This window comes from Marinobacter sp., from assembly GCF_039977835.1.
Lineage (GTDB): Bacteria > Pseudomonadota > Gammaproteobacteria > Pseudomonadales > Oleiphilaceae > Marinobacter.
Genome location: NZ_JBDWCL010000071.1, coordinates 15,039 through 32,765, shown reverse-complemented (window position 1 = coordinate 32,765; position 17,727 = coordinate 15,039). Strand labels below are relative to the sequence as shown.

20 protein-coding genes are annotated in these 17,727 nt (G+C 59.0%); 5 read left to right on the top strand and 15 right to left on the bottom strand.

The window, feature by feature from the left end; genetic code table 11:
* Window positions 1-2 precede the first annotated feature (2 nt).
* Complete coding sequence (locus ABJM11_RS20335; protein WP_348292348.1) at window positions 3-542, top strand: cytochrome b; 540 nt, start codon at window positions 3-5, stop codon at window positions 540-542.
* Between the two features lie 8 nt (window positions 543-550).
* Here the strand turns inward: ABJM11_RS20335 and ABJM11_RS20330 are convergent, their stop codons facing one another.
* The 8 genes from ABJM11_RS20330 to ABJM11_RS20295 all read right to left on the bottom strand — a co-directional run bounded on the left by ABJM11_RS20330 (window position 551) and on the right by ABJM11_RS20295 (window position 7,967).
* Complete coding sequence (locus ABJM11_RS20330; RefSeq protein WP_348292347.1) at window positions 551-805, bottom strand: sulfurtransferase TusA family protein; 255 nt, start codon at window positions 803-805, stop codon at window positions 551-553.
* The gene (locus tag ABJM11_RS20325; RefSeq protein WP_263645072.1) at window positions 798-923 is read right to left on the bottom strand and encodes a hypothetical protein; all 126 of its coding nucleotides are present in this window, start codon (window positions 921-923) and stop codon (window positions 798-800) included. Before ABJM11_RS20325 ends, ABJM11_RS20330 begins: the two co-directional genes overlap by 8 nt.
* Complete coding sequence (locus ABJM11_RS20320; protein ID WP_348292345.1) at window positions 920-2,092, bottom strand: formate dehydrogenase subunit gamma; 1,173 nt, start codon at window positions 2,090-2,092, stop codon at window positions 920-922. Before ABJM11_RS20320 ends, ABJM11_RS20325 begins: the two co-directional genes overlap by 4 nt.
* 85 nt (window positions 2,093-2,177) lie before the next feature.
* A complete protein-coding gene (gene fdh3B, locus ABJM11_RS20315) occupies window positions 2,178-2,786 on the bottom strand; it encodes a formate dehydrogenase FDH3 subunit beta (RefSeq protein WP_348292343.1) in 609 nt (202 codons plus the stop codon).
* An 18-nt stretch (window positions 2,787-2,804) separates the two neighbouring features.
* Window positions 2,805-5,690, bottom strand: a complete 2,886-nt coding sequence (locus tag ABJM11_RS20310; protein ID WP_348292341.1) for a formate dehydrogenase subunit alpha — start codon at window positions 5,688-5,690, stop codon at window positions 2,805-2,807.
* Between the two features lie 322 nt (window positions 5,691-6,012).
* Complete coding sequence (locus ABJM11_RS20305) at window positions 6,013-6,624, bottom strand: molecular chaperone TorD family protein (protein WP_348292340.1); 612 nt, start codon at window positions 6,622-6,624, stop codon at window positions 6,013-6,015.
* A gap of 126 nt (window positions 6,625-6,750) precedes the next feature.
* On the bottom strand, window positions 6,751-7,389 hold the full coding sequence (locus ABJM11_RS20300) for a DUF3306 domain-containing protein (protein ID WP_348292339.1): 639 nt from the start codon (window positions 7,387-7,389) through the stop codon (window positions 6,751-6,753).
* Window positions 7,389-7,967, bottom strand: a complete 579-nt coding sequence (locus ABJM11_RS20295) for a DUF3305 domain-containing protein (protein WP_348292338.1) — start codon at window positions 7,965-7,967, stop codon at window positions 7,389-7,391. Before ABJM11_RS20295 ends, ABJM11_RS20300 begins: the two co-directional genes overlap by 1 nt.
* Before the next feature lie 180 nt (window positions 7,968-8,147).
* On the opposite strand from ABJM11_RS20295, the gene ABJM11_RS20290 reads away from it, so the two are divergent.
* From ABJM11_RS20290 to ABJM11_RS20275, 4 genes are read left to right on the top strand one after another with little or no spacing between them, the layout of a single operon-like run.
* Complete coding sequence (locus ABJM11_RS20290; protein ID WP_348292337.1) at window positions 8,148-10,127, top strand: 4Fe-4S binding protein; 1,980 nt, start codon at window positions 8,148-8,150, stop codon at window positions 10,125-10,127.
* An 18-nt stretch (window positions 10,128-10,145) separates the two neighbouring features.
* On the top strand, window positions 10,146-10,991 hold the full coding sequence (locus ABJM11_RS20285) for an Mrp/NBP35 family ATP-binding protein (protein WP_348292335.1): 846 nt from the start codon (window positions 10,146-10,148) through the stop codon (window positions 10,989-10,991).
* Window positions 10,988-11,692: a biotin/lipoate--protein ligase family protein gene (locus ABJM11_RS20280; protein ID WP_348292334.1), complete on the top strand. Its 705-nt coding sequence runs from the start codon at window positions 10,988-10,990 to the stop codon at window positions 11,690-11,692. Before ABJM11_RS20285 ends, ABJM11_RS20280 begins: the two co-directional genes overlap by 4 nt.
* Window positions 11,689-12,165, top strand: a complete 477-nt coding sequence (locus tag ABJM11_RS20275; protein ID WP_348292333.1) for a DUF6505 family protein — start codon at window positions 11,689-11,691, stop codon at window positions 12,163-12,165. Before ABJM11_RS20280 ends, ABJM11_RS20275 begins: the two co-directional genes overlap by 4 nt.
* On the opposite strand, the gene ABJM11_RS20270 is transcribed toward ABJM11_RS20275, so the two are convergent.
* From ABJM11_RS20270 to ABJM11_RS20240, 7 genes are all read right to left on the bottom strand, one after another.
* On the bottom strand, window positions 12,166-13,443 hold the full coding sequence (locus ABJM11_RS20270; protein WP_348292332.1) for a molybdopterin-binding protein: 1,278 nt from the start codon (window positions 13,441-13,443) through the stop codon (window positions 12,166-12,168).
* Complete coding sequence (mobB, locus tag ABJM11_RS20265; protein ID WP_348292331.1) at window positions 13,397-13,930, bottom strand: molybdopterin-guanine dinucleotide biosynthesis protein B; 534 nt, start codon at window positions 13,928-13,930, stop codon at window positions 13,397-13,399. Before mobB ends, ABJM11_RS20270 begins: the two co-directional genes overlap by 47 nt.
* Window positions 13,927-14,514: a molybdenum cofactor guanylyltransferase MobA gene (gene mobA / locus ABJM11_RS20260; RefSeq protein WP_348292330.1), complete on the bottom strand. Its 588-nt coding sequence runs from the start codon at window positions 14,512-14,514 to the stop codon at window positions 13,927-13,929. The genes mobB and mobA overlap by 4 nt, the downstream gene beginning before the upstream one ends.
* Window positions 14,507-15,376: a formate dehydrogenase accessory sulfurtransferase FdhD gene (locus tag ABJM11_RS20255; protein WP_348292329.1), complete on the bottom strand. Its 870-nt coding sequence runs from the start codon at window positions 15,374-15,376 to the stop codon at window positions 14,507-14,509. Before ABJM11_RS20255 ends, mobA begins: the two co-directional genes overlap by 8 nt.
* Before the next feature lie 64 nt (window positions 15,377-15,440).
* Window positions 15,441-16,247, bottom strand: a complete 807-nt coding sequence (locus ABJM11_RS20250; RefSeq protein ID WP_348292328.1) for a substrate-binding domain-containing protein — start codon at window positions 16,245-16,247, stop codon at window positions 15,441-15,443.
* A 31-nt stretch (window positions 16,248-16,278) separates the two neighbouring features.
* A complete protein-coding gene (locus tag ABJM11_RS20245; RefSeq protein ID WP_348292327.1) occupies window positions 16,279-17,022 on the bottom strand; it encodes an ATP-binding cassette domain-containing protein in 744 nt (247 codons plus the stop codon).
* A complete protein-coding gene (locus ABJM11_RS20240; RefSeq protein WP_348292325.1) occupies window positions 17,019-17,717 on the bottom strand; it encodes an ABC transporter permease in 699 nt (232 codons plus the stop codon). Before ABJM11_RS20240 ends, ABJM11_RS20245 begins: the two co-directional genes overlap by 4 nt.
* Window positions 17,718-17,727 lie beyond the last annotated feature (10 nt).

Sequence of the window (17,727 nt, the reverse complement as noted above, 5' to 3'; positions counted from 1 at the left end):
GTATGCCGCAGGTTCAGAAATACCCCGCTGGCTGGCGGGTACTGCATTGGATAATCGCGCTGCTGGTTCTGACGCTGATACCCGTGGGGCTCTGGATGGCTTCACGCGCGGAAGCAGACATCTGGGGGGCGCTGACGAATACCTTGTACAGTGCGCATAAAGCAATCGGCTTCAGCGTACTGTTGCTGATGATCCTGCGAATCGTGGTGAAAATCCGGTTAAAGGGCCCGCCATACCCGGATGAGATGCCACGTAAATTGCAGATTGCCGCCAAGAGCGTCCATCACCTGATGTATGTACTGCTGGTGGTCACACCCTTGTTTGGCTGGGCCGGTGTGACGGCGTTTCCGGCTCTGACCATAGTGGGCGATTACAAACTGCCTGGCATGCCGTTTGTACCCGAGGACGAAGAGCTGGCTTCAAGCCTGTTTTATATACACGGGTGGCTCGCCATAACCCTGGGTGTATTGATTGCTGGTCATATCGCGGCAGCCTTGCGCCATTTCTTGCGCAAAGACGGTATTTTTCAACGGATGGTTTAATGCGGTACCTACGCCAGGCGGATCCTGTAACGGAGAACGCCGGCGTCCTCTTCGCGGACCCATTCAATGCTGTGGCCGGTCAGCTCACACAGTACCTGTAGATCCCGTCGGCCACTGGGATCATCGGCCAGGAAGTCGACCTGTGTGCCGCTGGGTAAATGTTGAGTGCGTTTTTTGAAACGCAGAATGGGGAGGGGGCACACCAGGCCGACAGCGTCGACCAGGTGTACTTCCTGATGTGCTTCTGATTGATGATCAGTCAAGCCGCACGCTCTCACTGCTGTATTGCTCGGCTGAAGACCACCCGAACTGCTCCAGAACGACCGGGGCGAGTGCGGCGATCACCAGGGCTGCGACAAATCCCAAAATCATGACTTTCACGGTGATTCTCCCCTGCCTTGTTTGGCCTGACGCTCTTCCACCCACAGATCGTGGTGTTGGCGAGCCCACGCCAGGTCAACCTGACCATCACCCATGGCATCGTACGCGCCTTCCATGCCAACCGTACCGATGTAGATGTGTGCGATGATGGCCAGCATCATCAGGAACGCCACAATCGAGTGCCAGATGTTGGACAACTGCATCTCTTCATGAGGTGCCAGGGCTGTCGGGAAATCGGTTCCCAGGACGCTGTTCATGACCTCAAAGGTTGAGGCAAACATCGGCATTTCAAACGGAAACAGCAGCGACAGGCCCGAGAGGGACACTGAAAAGCCCAGTATCATTACAGTCCAGAAGATAATTTTCTGGCCGGCATTAAACTTCTTTGCCGAAGGGTGGGATTTGGTAAAGATACCTCCGCCCGCCTTAAGCCAATGCCAGTCCAGCTTGTTGGGGATGTTGTGTGCCACCCACATGACGAACGTCATCACCAGGCCCAGCATAAAGGCCCAGGCGATGTTGTTGTGCAGCCACTTGGAGCCGATAGCCAGGGGGGAGAAGGCTTCCTGCCCGATAACAGGAATCAGGAAACTGCGCCCCATGAGCGTGAGCAGTCCGGTCAGGGCCAGCGCTATGAACGAGCCGGCCAACAGCCAGTGGCCAAATCGTTCGATGGCCTTGAATCGTTCAATCTTGGTGCCCGAGGGACCACCGTCGATCCTGATCCTGCCGCGAACAAAGTAGAACACAACCAGCAGCAACAGGAAGCCCAGGATTGCACCGCCGCCATAGGTAATGACAGGTCCCCTCCGTAACTCATACCAGGGCATGCCTCCGTCCTGGATGAGGACGTCGACTGCGGGACCGCGAACCTGGGTGCTGGTGTCAATCTCATTGTAACGAACACCTCGCCAGATATCGGGCTGAGAACGTCCTCCAAGAGTGCCCAGTGGCTCATCGATCGGCGCCGCGCTGGCAGGGTCACCCAGGTTTTCTGACCGGAAGGACTCGTCTACTTTCAGTTGCTCCTGACGAGCCATGATGTCTTCCAGGGTTTGAGCACCCCCGGTACTTGTCCGATCAACCTCGGGGGCTTCTTGTGCCCAACCAGGGTTGAAAAGCAGTGTCGCCAGTGCGAAGACGGCGGCACCGAATAGTTTAGCGTTCATGAGAGCACTCCCGCGGAATGAACAAAAAGAATCCATTGCCTCAATGAATTCCGGGGCGCTAAGGCCCCGGAATCATCAGGTGGGCTCAAGCGCCCTTCTTCTCGTAGGCTGTGCCCCATCCCCAGGCGCCGGAACCAAACCCCCGGTTCACCACACGCTGGCGATAGATGTCTGCCACCTCGTTGCCATCACCGGCCAACAGCGCTTTGGTGGAGCACATTTCCGCACAGATCGGCAGCTTGCCCTCCGCAATACGGTTGCGACCGTATTTGTTGAACTCGGCCGTCGAATTGTCTTCTTCAGGCCCCCCTGCACAGAACGTGCATTTGTCCATCTTGCCCCGGCTGCCGAAGTTGCCCGCCTGGGGGAACTGGGGCGCGCCGAAGGGGCAAGCGTAGAAGCAATACCCACAACCAATACACAGGTCCTTGGAATGCAACACGATTCCATCTTCGGTCTGGTAGAAGCAGTCTGTCGGACAGACGGCCATACAAGGCGCGTCTGAACAATGCATGCAAGCTACCGAGATCGAACGCTCGCCAGGCTTCCCGTCTTCGATGGTTACCACACGTCGACGGTTGATGCCCCAGGGGACCTCATGTTCATTCTTACAGGCTGTAACGCAGGCATTACATTCAATGCAGCGTTCGGCATCGCAAAGAAACTTTGCTCGTGCTTGTCCTTCAAGTGCCATGTTGTACACCTCTTATTGTTATGCCGGCGAAATCGCACACAGGGTGCACTTGGTCTCTTGCATCTGCGTGACCGAGTCATACCCGTATGTCTGAACCGTGTTTGTGGATTCGCCCAGGACATATGGGTCGGCGCCCTTGGGATACTTGTCCCTCAGATCCTTACCTTCCAGGTGTCCACCGAAGTGGAAGGGCATAAAGACCACCCCTCTGCCGACGCGTTCAGTGATCATCGCCTTCACCTTGATGCGCGCACCTTCAGGGCCGGAAACCCAGACGTCATTGCCTTCACGGATGTCCAGGTTGTTCGCATCGTACGGATTCACCTCAATGAACATGTCCTGCTGCAGTTCCGCCAGCCAGGGGTTCGAGCGAGTCTCATCACCGCCACCCTCATATTCAACCAGGCGGCCGGAAGTGAGAATGAGGGGGAAGTCCTTGCTGAAGTCCTTCTTCTGAATGGACTCGTACAGGGTCGGGACACGCCAGAAGTGCTTGTCTTCATAGGTCGGGTAATCTTTGACCAGATCTCGACGGTTGGTGTAGAGCGGTTCGCGGTGAAGCGGCACGGGGTCAGGGAAATTCCAGACGATAGCGCGGGCTTTGGCGTTACCAAAGGGCGCACACTCGTGCTTGATGGCAACGCGCTGGATGCCGCCTGAAAGGTCGGTCTTCCAGTTGGTCTCGGGGCCGGCAACCGCCTCAATACTGGCACGCTCTTCGGCCGTCAGGTCGCCATCCCAGCCCAGGTCCATCAACATCTGCATGGTGAACTCGGGGTAGCCGTCCTTGATCTCGGAGTCTTTCGAGTAGACGCCTTCGGCCAGCAGGTTTTCACCGTCGCGTTCCACGCCGAAACGGGCACGGAAGGTCAGGCCACCCTTGGATACCGGCAACGACATATCGTAGAGGTTGGGTGTTCCGGGGTGGTTCATCTCTGCTGTACCCCAGCTCGGCCACGGCAGACCGTAGATATCACCGTCGCATGGACCGCCGACTGCACGCAGGGTGGTCTTGTCGAAGTGATGCTGGTTCGCCATGTGCTTTTTCAGGCGCTCGGGTGACTGCCCGGTGTAGCCGATGGTCCACATGCCGCGGTTGAATTCGCGGGTGATGTCTTCAATCACCGGCTCGTCGCCTTCAATGGCAATGTTGCGGAACATGCGATCGGTAAAACCGAACTTGTCCGCAAACAGCTTCATGATTTCGTGATCGACCTTCGAGTCAAACAGCGGCTCGATGACCTTTTCACGCCACTGCAGCGACCGGTTGGAGGCCGTTACTGAACCTGAGGTCTCGAACTGGGTTGTTGCAGGCAACAGGTAGGCACCGTCTTTACGATCATGCAGCACGGCGGAAACGGTGGGGAAGGGGTCCACGACCACCAGCAGGTCGAGTTTTTCCATCGCTTCCTTCATTTCCAGCATACGGGTCTGCGAGTTGGGTGCGTGACCCCACAGAACCATCGCCCGGGTATTGTCGGGCTGCCCCAGATTCTCCTTGGCCTCCAGAACACCATCAATCCAGCGGGATACGGGAATGCCTTTCTCGTTCATCATTGCGCGGGACGTGCCATCTTTGTCCCAGGTCGCAAAGCGACCCTTGAGCCATTCCAGGTCTTCGTCCCAGACGCGGGCCCAGTGAGCCCAGGAGCCAGCGGCCAGGCCGTAGTAGCCCGGCAGGGTATCGGCCAGCACGCCCAGGTCTGTGGCACCCTGAACGTTGTCGTGGCCACGGAAGATGTTGGTACCGCCGCCGGGGACGCCCATGTTGCCCAGGGCCAGTTGCAGTATGCAGTACGCACGGGTGTTGTTGTTGCCGTTGGTGTGCTGGGTACCACCCATACACCAGATCACAGTACCCGGTCGGTTATTGACCAGAGTACGCGCCACACGCTCGAGTTGTGCACCAGGTGCGCCGGTGACACGCTCCACTTCCTCTGGGTTCCAGCGTTTGACCTCTTCACGGATGTCGTCCATGCCGTACACTCGGGTACGGATAAACTCCTGGTCTTCCCAGCCGTTTTCAAAGATGTGCCACAACAGGCCCCAGATCAGCGCGACGTCTGAACCCGGCCGGAAACGCACATACTCATCAGCATGAGCCGCAGTCCGTGTGAAACGCGGATCACAGACAATAAGAGGCGCGTTGTTCTGTTCCTTGGCCTTGAGAATGTGCAGCAGTGACACCGGGTGGGCTTCTGCGGGGTTGCCGCCGATCAGGAAGATCGCTTTGGAATTGTGGATGTCGTTGTACGAGTTGGTCATCGCACCGTAGCCCCAGGTGTTGGCTACGCCTGCGACCGTGGTTGAGTGACAGATCCGCGCCTGGTGATCAACGTTGTTGGTGCCCCAGTAGGCCGCAAATTTGCGAAACAGATAGGCCTGCTCGTTGTTGAACTTTGCACTGCCCAGCCAATAGACCGAATCAGGGCCGCTTTCCTCGCGGATCTGCAACATCTTGTCGCCGATCTCGTTGATCGCCTGGTCCCAGGGAATCTTCTGCCATTGGCCGTTGACCATTTTCATGGGGTATTTCAGGCGGCGTTCACCGTGACCATGCTCTCGCACCGAGGCGCCCTTGGCGCAGTGGGCACCCATGTTGAAGGGGCTGTCCCAACCGGGTTCCTGTCCAGTCCATACGCCATTCTGAACCTCGGCCTCTACCGTGCAGCCGACCGAGCAATGCGTACACACGGATTTTTTTCGAACGACTTCTCCGCCTTCGGTTGACGGGGTTGCAGCTCTGACGCGCGTCGACGGCAGGGATAAAGCGGCCAGCCCACCCACTGCGACCCCTGAGGCCGTCAGGAATCCCCGGCGGTCCATGGTCGTTGCGGCGAGGGATGAAAGTAAAGATCCAGCACGGGAGCCTTTCGCTACCCCGTTGGTTTTCTTCCTCAACATGACTCGTACCTCTCTCTTTTATTATTCTCGTTTCCCCGGAAGAGCGGTCATTCAAGAGCCTTTCGCAACCTTGAGTGACTCACGCTTCCTTAAAAGCGAGCCGATTCCAGATACTTTCGTGTGTGCTCAGTGTCACGCAGACCGCTGCTTTTAGGGGCGTCTTGAGTGACGACCTCGGCTGCGGCGTTCGGTGCTACTGCCACGGCAACGGCAGCTGGAACTGCTGTTGCTGCCATTCGCAAGAAGCGGCGACGGCTGTTATCACGCTGTTGGTTGTCCATAGGAAACCTCTACCCGGGTTAAGGGATCAGGCAGATCCCGGTTACTGAAGTGCAAACGCCTCGGCCTCTACCGCCATGAAAGCCCGCCCCAGCGAGCCAACAGGCGCATAGAAGATCGCGGTTTGCGCTTTCTCCAAATCGGTAAAAAACAACGCCGCCCACTTTGCCAGGTGCGCGTCATAAAAGGTTTTTTGTGAAGCCAGACTGCTGTCGCTCTCGAACTCGCCGGTAATGATGCCCGCCATGATTTCACACAGCGTGCCGATGTGATCTTCCGGTTCTTTCACGTCGTCAGTGGATCTGATGCCCCTGGCCATCAGATCGCCACGCAAATCCGCCAGGGGTTTCTCGTTCAGGAAGCCGGTGAGGTAATAACTGGCGTAGGGGAGTAGTTCTCCACGGCCAACACCGATGAACAGATTGTTGTATTCCCGGTTGGCGTCTTCAGGGGAGGTGCGCTCGGCAAGGGCAGCCACCGTCCTGGATGCGGACCCCAGAGTAGTGTCGTCACCCCGAAGGGATGCCAGCCCCCGAAGTAGCTCGCTCGTGGGTGGGCCGCTCAGCAGGACACCGAGCAACTGATACATCTGGGCCCGGGCGCGCTCTTCGTCGGAGATGGAGCGAGGGCACTGTACTTCAGCGGTGTTGTTCAAATCTTTGTCCCTTACGTTATTTTTGTAGGCGTTTTACGACAATAATTTATGGACACTTGTTCATTATTTATACGCTCAATCAGAGGCCGGAGCAATTGCACTTCCAATCGCTGCTGATAGCCAAAACTAATGATCAAAACGCATCCGGGGACGATAACGCGGCGCCAGTGCCGATGCCGGTTCCGGTTGCGCCTCGGCCTGAGTAATACCGGGCTCCGCATGGTCAGCAATGGTCGGTTGCTCGGCGGCGATTTCGGGTTCGGGCTTCTCCGTCAGCTTCTGGTCATTGCGCTCTGTCTCGGCTATCCCCTGATCTGGGGCAGCAGCTTCCTGCCCCCCGGCCTGATCATCTGCTTTCTCAGCAACCGCTGGTGTTCTGTCAAACCCCTGCCCCACCTTGTAAAGGGTTTTGACGGCACTGCTCGAAACAGCGGCGTCCGTGAAATCTTCATCGTAATCATTGAGTCCATCCAGCACCGCCAGTACGGGATTTGATTTCCAGAGCGAGCGCAGGGCCCTGCGGCGCAGGAGTTCCGGAATCTCTTTTCGCATGAACCCGGTAACGTCGGTGCCGAGCTCGATGGCGTCCGGGTCAGGCAAGTTGTACTTTTCCAATACCTCCCGTTCCGGCAGGGATTGATTGATGGCAAGTTCCTGCTCTTCGGGGGATGGCTCGGGCTCGATAGCCGAGGGGCGGGGGAGCTCGGCCTCTTTGCTGGCGCCGGTTTTCCTGCGCGACCAACGCTGTAATCGTGATTCGGCCATCAGTGCACTCTCGGTTTTTTCATGGCTGAGGGGGCTCGGAAAACGTCGCTTTGCTGACGAATACGGGCATCGCCTTTGCCGTCTTCGCTACCGTCCACACGGACATCGTCGCGGCGACGTTTCTTGAAGGGCTCTTCTACATAGTGCATGTCGACAAATTCGTTGATCCAGGCAGCCATGGACTCGGGAATCGGCACGGCCTCGACGATGCTTTCACCACTGTCCAGAGCGTCCAGTGCTTCGTGGGCGCTGGCCGTTACGGTACTGACAACCCATCCTGACGGAGACTGGCTGGTCTGGTCCCTGTCCATGATCACCCATACGGAGGGAACGGCCATATTCAGGGATACAAGATACCCCTCTACATCGGCGCGAAATAATTCCATGGACACCGTGCCCGCGTGGTAATCGACGACGTCGCCCTCGCGCACCAGCTCTTTCCAGAATGCCTCTGGCGCGCCGGGGATGACGGCCACTGGTTTCCAGGTCTCCCGCGCCCACTGGGTCACGCCGGGAGACCGTCGAACAACAGCGCCAATCTTCAGCTCACGCTTCCAACTACCTGTGTTACGGCTCATGACAGCTTTACCTGATACTGCGCTTCATGCGGCTTATGACGGCTCCCTCTTCTAAGAAGCTAGCAGAAGGCCAACAATTAGCCAATTATTCAATTGTCGAAAGACAAACGGGTATGGCATGCTCGATAGACGGCATTGAATACGCATACGTATAAAAATAACTAGAAGAGCAGAATTCTGATGAGTGCACACAAAACCCTACTGATATGCACCTGCGACAAGACCCAGTCCCTCGATCCTGAGGCACTGCGAACGGCCGCGGCCGCTGAACAGGTGATCACGGTGGATCAACTGTGCGGCGCCGACATGACAACTGCGGCCGAGCACCTGGGCGGCAGTAACGAAGTAATCGTTGCCTGTGGCCAACAGGCGGCCCTGTTTGAGCGTCTGAGTGAGGACGTAGAAGCGGAAACCGGGCACTCCGCGCCGCTGAGCACCATCGATATCAGGGATCGCGCCGGCTGGAGTGCCGCGAGCGCAAAGCCCGGGCGCTTGCATGCCAAACAGTCGGCCCTGATGGCGGCGGCTCAGATAGCGGCGCCGGTGGCGCCCGTGAAAACGATTCAGTCCAGTGGGGTGTGTTGCATTGTCGGCCCCACCGAGCAGGCCATCAGGATGGCCGAACTGGTACAGGACGAACTGGGCGTTACCTGTATCGTCAATGATGCGGGGCCGATACAGCTGCCGTCCGCGAATTACGACATGGCCAGGGGGCGGTTGACCGGCGCCTATGGCGCACTGGGCAACTTCAAGCTGGAGTTTTCCCAGCTTCAGGCCCTGAACCCCTCCGGTCGCGGTGCCCTCGGGTATGGCGAGGTCAAAGCTACCGCCCGTAGTGAGTGCGATGTGTTCATCGACTTGCGTGGTGGTGCGCCCGCGTTTCCTCACCATGAAAAACGCAACGGCTACTTCTGGGCCGATCCGGCCAGAACCGGAGAGCTGGAGCGGATCGCCCTGACCGCCAGGGACCGGGTCGGCGAGTTTGAGAAAACCGTGTATTTCAACCTGGAACCTTCTCTGTGCGCACACTCCCGGGCGAATCAGACCGGCTGCACCCGCTGTCTGGACGTTTGCAGCACCGAGGCGATTTTCTCCTTCGGGGAGCATGTGCAGATCGATTCGGATATATGCGCTGGCTGCGGGACCTGTGCAGCGGTTTGCCCGACCTCAGCCATCACCATGAACGAAACCCCCTTCGAGGCCCTGACCCAGGCCATGGATGTCATGGCCCGGGTTTATCGTGAGCATACCAACGAATCCCCACGCCTGGTTTTTCATACCCTGGGCACTGGAGCTGATGCCATTGCCTACCTGGCACGGTACCACGATGGGCTGGCGGACGATCTGATCCCGCTGGGGCTCGAACAGGTCGACCGTATCGGCCACGCAGAGATTATGGCCGCGTTCGGCGCGGGTTATGCCGAAGTCCTGCTGCTGGCGGACAGTGAGATCGATCGCCGGGCCGTTGCCGCGGAAGTCGAACTGGCGCAGGCCATGCTGAAAGGGACCAGAAACTCTCCCAGCCGGGTGCGGGTAATCGCAGCCCAGGAACTTGGCGAGGCCGGGGAAAACGCCGGGCGCGTGAGCGAACCGGTGTTGCTGGTCGGCGGCCGGCGGGACATCACGCGGGTTACCGTGGGGGCGATGGCGGAGAGCATCGAGGCACCGATCCCCCTGCCGGCAGGCGCACCCTATGGTGCTATTGAGATCAACTCCGACAAGTGCACGCTCTGTCTGGCCTGCGTATCGCTGTGCCCTACCGGTGCCCTTGGTGATCATCCGGACCGGCCGGAGGTCCAGTTTACGGAAAACGCCTGCGTTCAGTGCGGCGTGTGCGAGAGCACCTGCCCGGAGACGGCGATTAATCTGGTACCTCAGCTGGATGTGTCGAAAGAGGCTCTGAGTGCCCGGCCCCTGCATGGTGAAGAACCGTTCGAGTGCATCAAGTGTGGCAGGCCCTTTGGCGTCGCCAGCACTATTAACCGGATCGTCGAAAAACTGGAGAATAAGCACTGGATGTACAGCAAGTCAGATAACGTCCAGCTCATCAAGATGTGTGATGACTGTCGCGTCAATGCCCAGTTCCATGGGGATACCGCGCCCATGGCGGGGGGCGAGCGTCCCCGGGTTCGTACCACTGACGACTACCTGGACAGCTAAAATCAAGCAGGACACAACATGGTTCAGTACACCGAAGTCGGAAAATCCAACCTGATCGGTACCGATGCCCCCCGGCCACAGGACAAAAACCCAAAGGGGATAGACCGTATCATTGCCATTGCCTCGGGCAAGGGCGGCGTTGGCAAGTCAACGGTGGCGTCCAACCTGGCGGTTGCGCTGGCCTCGAAAGGCCTCAAAGTGGGCCTGCTGGACGCCGATGTCTACGGCCCCAGCCAGCCGCGCATGCTGGGTGTGTCGGGCCGCCCGTCGAGCCCGGACGGACATACCATCCTGCCCCTGCGCAATCATGGTGTGACTCTGATGTCCCTGGGGCTTATGGCCCCGGATGGCGAGGCCATCGTCTGGCGCGGGCCCATGCTGATGGGAGCCCTGGAGCAGATGATGAACCAGGTGGACTGGGGCAGGCTGGACGTGCTGTTGGTGGATCTGCCCCCCGGCACCGGTGACGTGCAGATGACCCTTAGCCAGAAATTCTTCGTTGCGGGCGCCATTGTTGTCTCGACCCCTCAGGATATTGCCCTGATGGACGCGCGCAAGGGTATTGATATGTTCAACCGGATGGATGTACCGCTGTTTGGCATCATAGAGAACATGGCCTCCTTTATCTGTGACGGCTGCGGTAAAGAGCACCACCCCTTTGGTTCTGGTGGCGCCCGGGCTGAAGCAGAAAAGCTCGGGGCGCCCTTCCTGGGTGAAATTCCGCTCGATCTGGATATCCGGATTGGTTCGGACGGCGGCGTTCCCATTGTGGTGTCCAGGCCGGAGAGTCCTCAGTCCCGATCCTTCCAGCGCATTGCCGATGAAATTGTTGCCTCCGACGCCTACGCACAGGCCATTCGATGATCGAGTCACCTCAATTCCCGCCGCTATTGTCGGGCCAGGCCGTGCCCAGGCACACGGACCCTTTTGACAAGGCCGTCAGCCAGGCGATTGCCGGGGTGGATTCCGGCACGATTTTTTACTCTGAAGCGGGTGATATCCTGCGCGCGGCCCTGGTTCTGGCGCCGGAAACGCCTCTGGAAGAGGCCATTCAGGCAGTCTATGTTGCCCAGATAGGTCTGGCGGAGAGTCTGGGAGCACTGGCCCCGCCGGAAGTACCTGTGCATTTTCAATGGCCGGATCGGATCAAGGTCAATGGGGCCGTCTGCGGTGGCGTTCGCTATGCAGCGGATGTGGCAGATCCCAAGGCGCATCCCAGCTGGCTGGTGATTGGTATCGACGTACCCTTTATTCCAGTGAGCGACGAGCCAGGTAGGAACCCCGATCAGACCTGTCTGCTGGAAGAGGGTTGCAGCGAGGTCGCGCCCATGGCGCTACTGGAAAGCTGGGCCAAACACACACTTCTGTGGTTGACCTACTTCATGGACAGCGGGTTCGAGCGTGTTCACAATGAGTGGCGGCCACGCTGTGACTCCCTGGGCAAAAAAATAGAGCACCCCAGGCCTGGCATTTTTGTAGGGCTGGACGAGAAGGGCAGGATGCTGTTGCGCCAGGATGTCATGACTGAAACAGTGAGTTTGATTGAATTCGCGGAGCACACATGAAACTGGCCCGAACCCTGCGACTGGATATTTCCGATGAGAATGTGTACGAACAGCCCGCCCCCAGTGGGGAATGGGCCATTTCGGGCGGATTCGAGTTCTCCAACTGGACCGAAGCGCACCTGAAGGGCAAGGCGCGTCAGGCCTTCACCAACGGTTGGTACAGCATAGAATCGGGTGGCCGGGCCAGCTTCGTTGGTGTCTGTAACATTACCGAAGCCGAACTGGAGCAGTTGCAGCAGACCCTGGCGCAAACCTTTGTCGAGTTCTACGGTGCGCCGGATATCGACGCTGCTTATCCCGTGGCCTGCGAAGAAATCGACCAGATGCGCAACATGTGCGAGGACTTTGAGGAGAACACCCTGCTGATGGTCAGCCGTACGCTGACCGAGCTGGGTGTTGAGGAAACCTACCGCTCACGCGCCCCGCAGGATGCCTCGCTGGAGGCCTTTGCCGTACATGGCGGCTATGAATGATTACAGCCCGAAGCTGGCGTAGGGAATAAACCGCACCGGGGTGCCCGGCTCGATCTGCTGAGCGCTCTCATCCAGTTCCACCATGCCCTCGGACCAGGCCAGGCCGGTCACCCGGCCCGAGCCTTCGGAACCGAACACCTCAACCTGTCCGTCACGCACCCTGGCGCGCAGCATCTCGCTGCGTCCCGGTTTCTTGTTTTTGGAAAAGTTGGCGGGCATGACATAGCTCCGGGGTTCGAACCATTCCCCGCCCGCCAGCAATGCCATCGCCGGAGCGCCAAAACGCAGCGCACAGACCCAGGCCGCCACCGGGTTTCCAGGCAAACCCACCACGGGTGTCCCCTGGAACATAGCCAGGGCGAGAGGTCGGCCCGGCTTGATCGCGATGCGCCAGTTGCTGATCTCCCCGTGGGCTTTCAGCGTTTTCGACACATGATCCTCGTCCCCTGCGGAAACGCCGCCACTGGTCAGGATCAGGTCGCACTGCTCAGCACCGCGCTTCAATGCTTCCCTGACGTCCTCGGCCCGGTCGAGCACATGCCCCAGGTCCACCAACTCATAGCCAAGCTGCGTGACCATAGCGCTCAGCATCGGCCGGTTGGCGTCGTAAATCTGCCACTCGGTGACAGCGGAGCCAACTGGCTTCACTTCGTCACCGGTGGACAGGACACCGACGCGAAGCCGCTGCCAGACATCGACCGACTCGACTCCGACACTGGCCAGCACGGAAATCTGGGTGGGGGTCAGGCGGGTTGCTGCCGTGAGGATACGGTCATCTTTGTTGATGTCCTCACCGGCCTTACGGGCATTGGCGCCCGCTTTCAGTGTGCCGTTCAGATGGAGCAGCCCGTCTTTAACCTCACAGTCCTCTTCCAGGACCACCGTATCGGTGCCGGCCGGTATAACCGCGCCAGTCAGTATCCGGATCGCATGGCCTTCGGGGACCCGGGCAGTATACGGTCCGCCGGCGGCACTGCGTCCATCAACCAGGGGCAGGGCGCAGGGAACATCGGTAACTGGTCCTGCAAGCGCATAACCATCCACTGCGGAATTGTTGCTGGGGGGATGGGCGCGAGGCGCATAAACGTCACTCGCCAGTATCCGGCCGTTCAACTGCGACAACGGGACACCGCGCTCGACGCCCACCACCGGGTGCAAACGCGAGCGTAAACGCTCCAGGGCCTCGTCCACCGGTGTCCAGTTGACCCCGGGGGGCAGTGCAAAGCAGTCGTTACGAAGGGGTTTCATCACTTTGCCGTTGCTGGTTGTATCGATCATGGTTTTCAGGGCTCAGAATAAAGTCAGCGATTGCAGGGACATCGTTCACATCGAAGACAGGCCCCGAAAAATCGGCAGCATAGTCTGCCGCTACTGCAATAATGTCGTCGGCCTCCGGGTAAAGAGGGGTATGGGAACTCTGTTTTCGATGCACTTCTATCTTGGGGTGTGAATGGGTTTTGAAGCCCTCAACCACGACCCAGTCGCACGGCCCCAGGCGGGCAAGCAGTTCATCCAGGGTCGGCTCTTCCGCGCCTCGCAGCTCGTGCATGATGGCGAATCGCTGACCGCCCGCCAGGATGACTTCCCGGGCACCGGCTTCCCGGTGCTTGTAGCTGTCGGTTCCCGGTTGGTCCACATCCACCAGATGATGGGCATGCTTGATTGAGTTGACGGTTAGCCCTCTGCCGGATAACTCACGGATTAATGCGCTGGCCAGGGTGGTTTTGCCCGAATTTTTCCAGCCCACGATGCCTATAACGTTCACTTCAGGTGTTTCTCCGCCCAGGCCAGGTCTTCCGGTGTATTGATGTTGAAAAAGTCATCCTCGCCAAAAACCACCAGCGTCTCACCCTGAGACTGTGTCCATTGTCGAATCTTGCGCACGCCATCGTGCAGGGCGGCTCGCAGCTCATGCCGCAACGCAACCTGCCAGCGGCCAAAGGTGGGTTGGGGCAGTTTCCCACGTTCCGGGTCCGGCGTGGCTGCCAGCACTACCGGGGTATCGCATTCGGCCAATCGTTCCGCCAGGTCCAGAGGGAACGATGGGGTATCCGCGGCCACGCTGATCAGCCACTCATGGCCCTGCTCGGCTGCCCAGTCCATACCCGCGAGAACCCCTGCCAACGGGCCCGGAAAATCGCTGATTGAGTCGGCCACCACGGGCAAACCCAGGTCATCGAACCGGCTCAAATCCCCATTGGCATTCAGCACCACCGCGTCGACCTGCGGCGTGATCCGGTCGATGACACGCTGGATCAGCGACTGATCGCCCAGTATCAATCGTCCTTTGTCACCACCGCCCATGCGGTTTGCCTGGCCGCCAGCCAGAATCACGGCGCACTCAGTCATGCTCTGCCCCTTTACGACGCATTTTTTTCTCTTCGTCAGGGACCTGCGACAGGTCTTGATCGAACACCAGCCGGTGCTGGCCGCTGAGACAGGTGAATTTCTTGCCTCGCATCCGCCCGATCAGTGTCAGCCCGACCTGTCGGGCAATATCCACGCCCCAGGCGGTAAAGCCCGACCGGCTGATCAGGGTCGGGATGCCCATCAGGGAGGTTTTGATGACCATTTCGGAGGTCAGGCGGCCCGTGGTGTAGAGGACTTTGTCGGCTGCCGTGATGTTGTTCAGGTGCATCCAGCCGGCAATCTTGTCGACGGCGTTATGGCGCCCGACATCCTCCATATAGGCCAGAACCTGAAGCCCCTGGCACAGAGCGGTGCCATGGATGGCGCCGGTTTCCATATACAGGCTGGGGGTGTGGTTGATCTGATAGGAAAGGTCGTAGAAGGTACTGGTGTGCACTGGAGTGTCCGGCAACTTTAGCCCTTCAAGCCCCGCCATCATGTCACCAAACACCGTGCCCACGGCGCAGCCTGAGGTGCGGGTTTTTTTCTCCAGCTTGTCCTCCACATCAGTGACACCCGCGGTGCGGACCACTGCGACTTCCAGCTCTTCGTCGTAGTCAATCCCGGTGACCTGGTCGCTATCACGCAGCATTCCCTGATTCAGCAGGAAACCGAGCGCCAGATACTTCGGGTGATCGCCGATGGTCATGGCCGTGACAATCTCCTGGCTGTTCAGATAGATGGTCAGGGGGCGCTCTTCGATCACGCTGATCGATTTCGCCTGGCCGTGTTCATCAACGCCCTCGACTGCGCGGGAAAGGCGGGGATCTTTTGGGTCAGGCAGTAGGGGGTTTATCGTCATTTTTGTTATAGACCTTTCTGGGACGCCACGGAATGAATATCGATGTACGTCACCAGAGATTAGCCTATTTGGCATTCGGGAAAAACAGCTGTTGTCCGTCCACCTTAAAGTTTGCAATCGCTTGTTGGCCATCCCCGGAAATCAGCCATTCGTGCCACTGCCTGGCCAGGTCGTGCTTGAGGTGCGGGTGCTTCGCCCTGGAAAGCAGCAAACTACCATACTGGTTGAACAGCACTTCGTCGCCTTCAAAAAGCAGCGTCAGGTTCTGACGGTTTCCAAAGGCCACCCAGGTGGCGCGATCCGACATCACGTAGGCATCCATGGCGGCTGCGGTGTTGAGTGTTGGCCCCATGCCACTGCCCAGTTCGCGGTACCAGTCGCCGTCGGGGTCGACGCCGGCGTTTTCCCAGAGTCGAAGTTCAGCGCGATTGGTGCCGCTGTCATCACCCCGTGACGTGAAGGGCGCCTCGGCACTGGCGATAGCCGCAAATGCTTCGGCTGCACTTTGTGCGTCACTGACATTGGCGGGGTCATTGGCAGGGCCAATCAGCACAAAGTCGTTGTACATGACATCGGCGCGTTCGGTGGCGTGGCCGTTTGCGACGAATCGCTGTTCGCCGACGGTATCGTGCACCAAAAGGCTGTCGGCATCGCCACGGCGGGCGATCTCGAACGCCTGGCCGGTGCCCACGGCCACCACCCGCACTTCGATGCCGGTGGCGTCTTCAAACTTCGGTACAATGGCATCGAACAATCCCGAGTTTTCGGTGGAGGTTGTCGAGGCCAGGGTAATGTAGTCATCGGCATAAGTGTTGAGCGCCAGGCTCATGCTGGTTACACCTGCAAGCAGGAAGGGTAGTATTTTTTTCATCCTGTTGTTCTCCTTTTTGTTCAGAGCGGACTTACTCGACCAGTTCTCCGGCAATATAGGCCTGAGCCTCTCGCGAGACGGGCGCGTTAAAGAAGTCTTCAGCGACGGTGTGTTCGCGAACTTTTCCGCCCGAGACAAACAGAACATCTCCGGCGAGTCGCCTGGCCTGATGCAGATCGTGCGTAGTCATCACGATGCGGGTTCCCCGCTGATGAAACTCCCGCACTGCAGCCTCTACGGCTTTGATCGCTGCCGGATCGAGGGCGGACGTGGGCTCGTCCAGAAACAGCACCTGGGGTGAAAGCACCCAGGCGCGAGCCAGTGCCAGGCGCTGCTGCTCGCCACCGGAGAGTACCCGCGCCGGCGTGTTGCTACAGGCGGTGAGGCCAAAACGCTCAAGCGCATCGTGCGCGAGCTTCACGCGTGTCTTGCGTGGCACGTTATTTACTGCCAAAGCGTGAGTGAGATTTGCCACAGCCGAGCGGCGCAAAAGCACCGGATGCTGGAAGACCATAGCCTGGCGGGGGCGAATGTCACTGGACCAGGTTACCTGACCCTGGGTGGGCGCAAGCAGGCCATGAGCGAGTCTCAGCAGAAGGCTTTTGCCTGCACCGTTTGGCCCCATCACCAGGGTGGGGCCGGTGCCTTGCAGGGTGAAGGAGCAGGGCCCGAGCAGTACCTTGTCCTCGTGGCTGAAGCTGACCCCATCAAAGCCCAGCGCTGGGGGTGGCAAATGGACGGAGGAGGCAAGGAGGGAGAGGTTGAACGAGGTCATCCGGTCCTCCTTTTGGTCATTTCGCCCACCCAATAGGCGCCGGCATTAATCAGCATAACCAGTGCCAGCAGTACAATGCCCAGCCCCAGCGCCAGGGGGAGGTTGCCCTTCCCGGTTTCCAGCACAATCGAGGTGGTCATTACCCGCGTGACACCCTCAATGTTACCGCCCACCATCATTACCGCGCCCACCTCGGCGCTGGCGCGGCCAAAACCGGCAAGCAGAATGGTCAATAGCGCAAAGCGGGCATCCCACAACAGGGTGGGCATCATGCGCGTGCGTGACATGCCCAGTGATACAAACTGCTCGTGGTACTCACCCAGAAGCTCTTCGATTTTCTGGCGCGACAGGGCGGCCAGGATCGGTAGCACCAGAACCACTTGCGCCACCACCATGGCTCCCGGGGTAAACAGTAACCCCCATTCACCCAGCGGCCCGGCGCGGGAGAGCAGTAAATACACCATAAGTCCGGCCACCACCGGGGGCAGCCCCATCAGGGCATTGAGCACGACAATCATCGCGCCGCGACCGGGGAAGCGCCACAGTGCCACTGCCGCTCCCAGGGGAAACCCCAGCACCGTCGCGATCAGCACTGCCAGCAGCGACACCTGTAGTGATAGCGCCACGGTCTGAACCAACGAGGCGTCAAAACTTAACAGTAGCGATAGCGCCACATAGAACGCATTATTTTCCACAGCTGCGTCT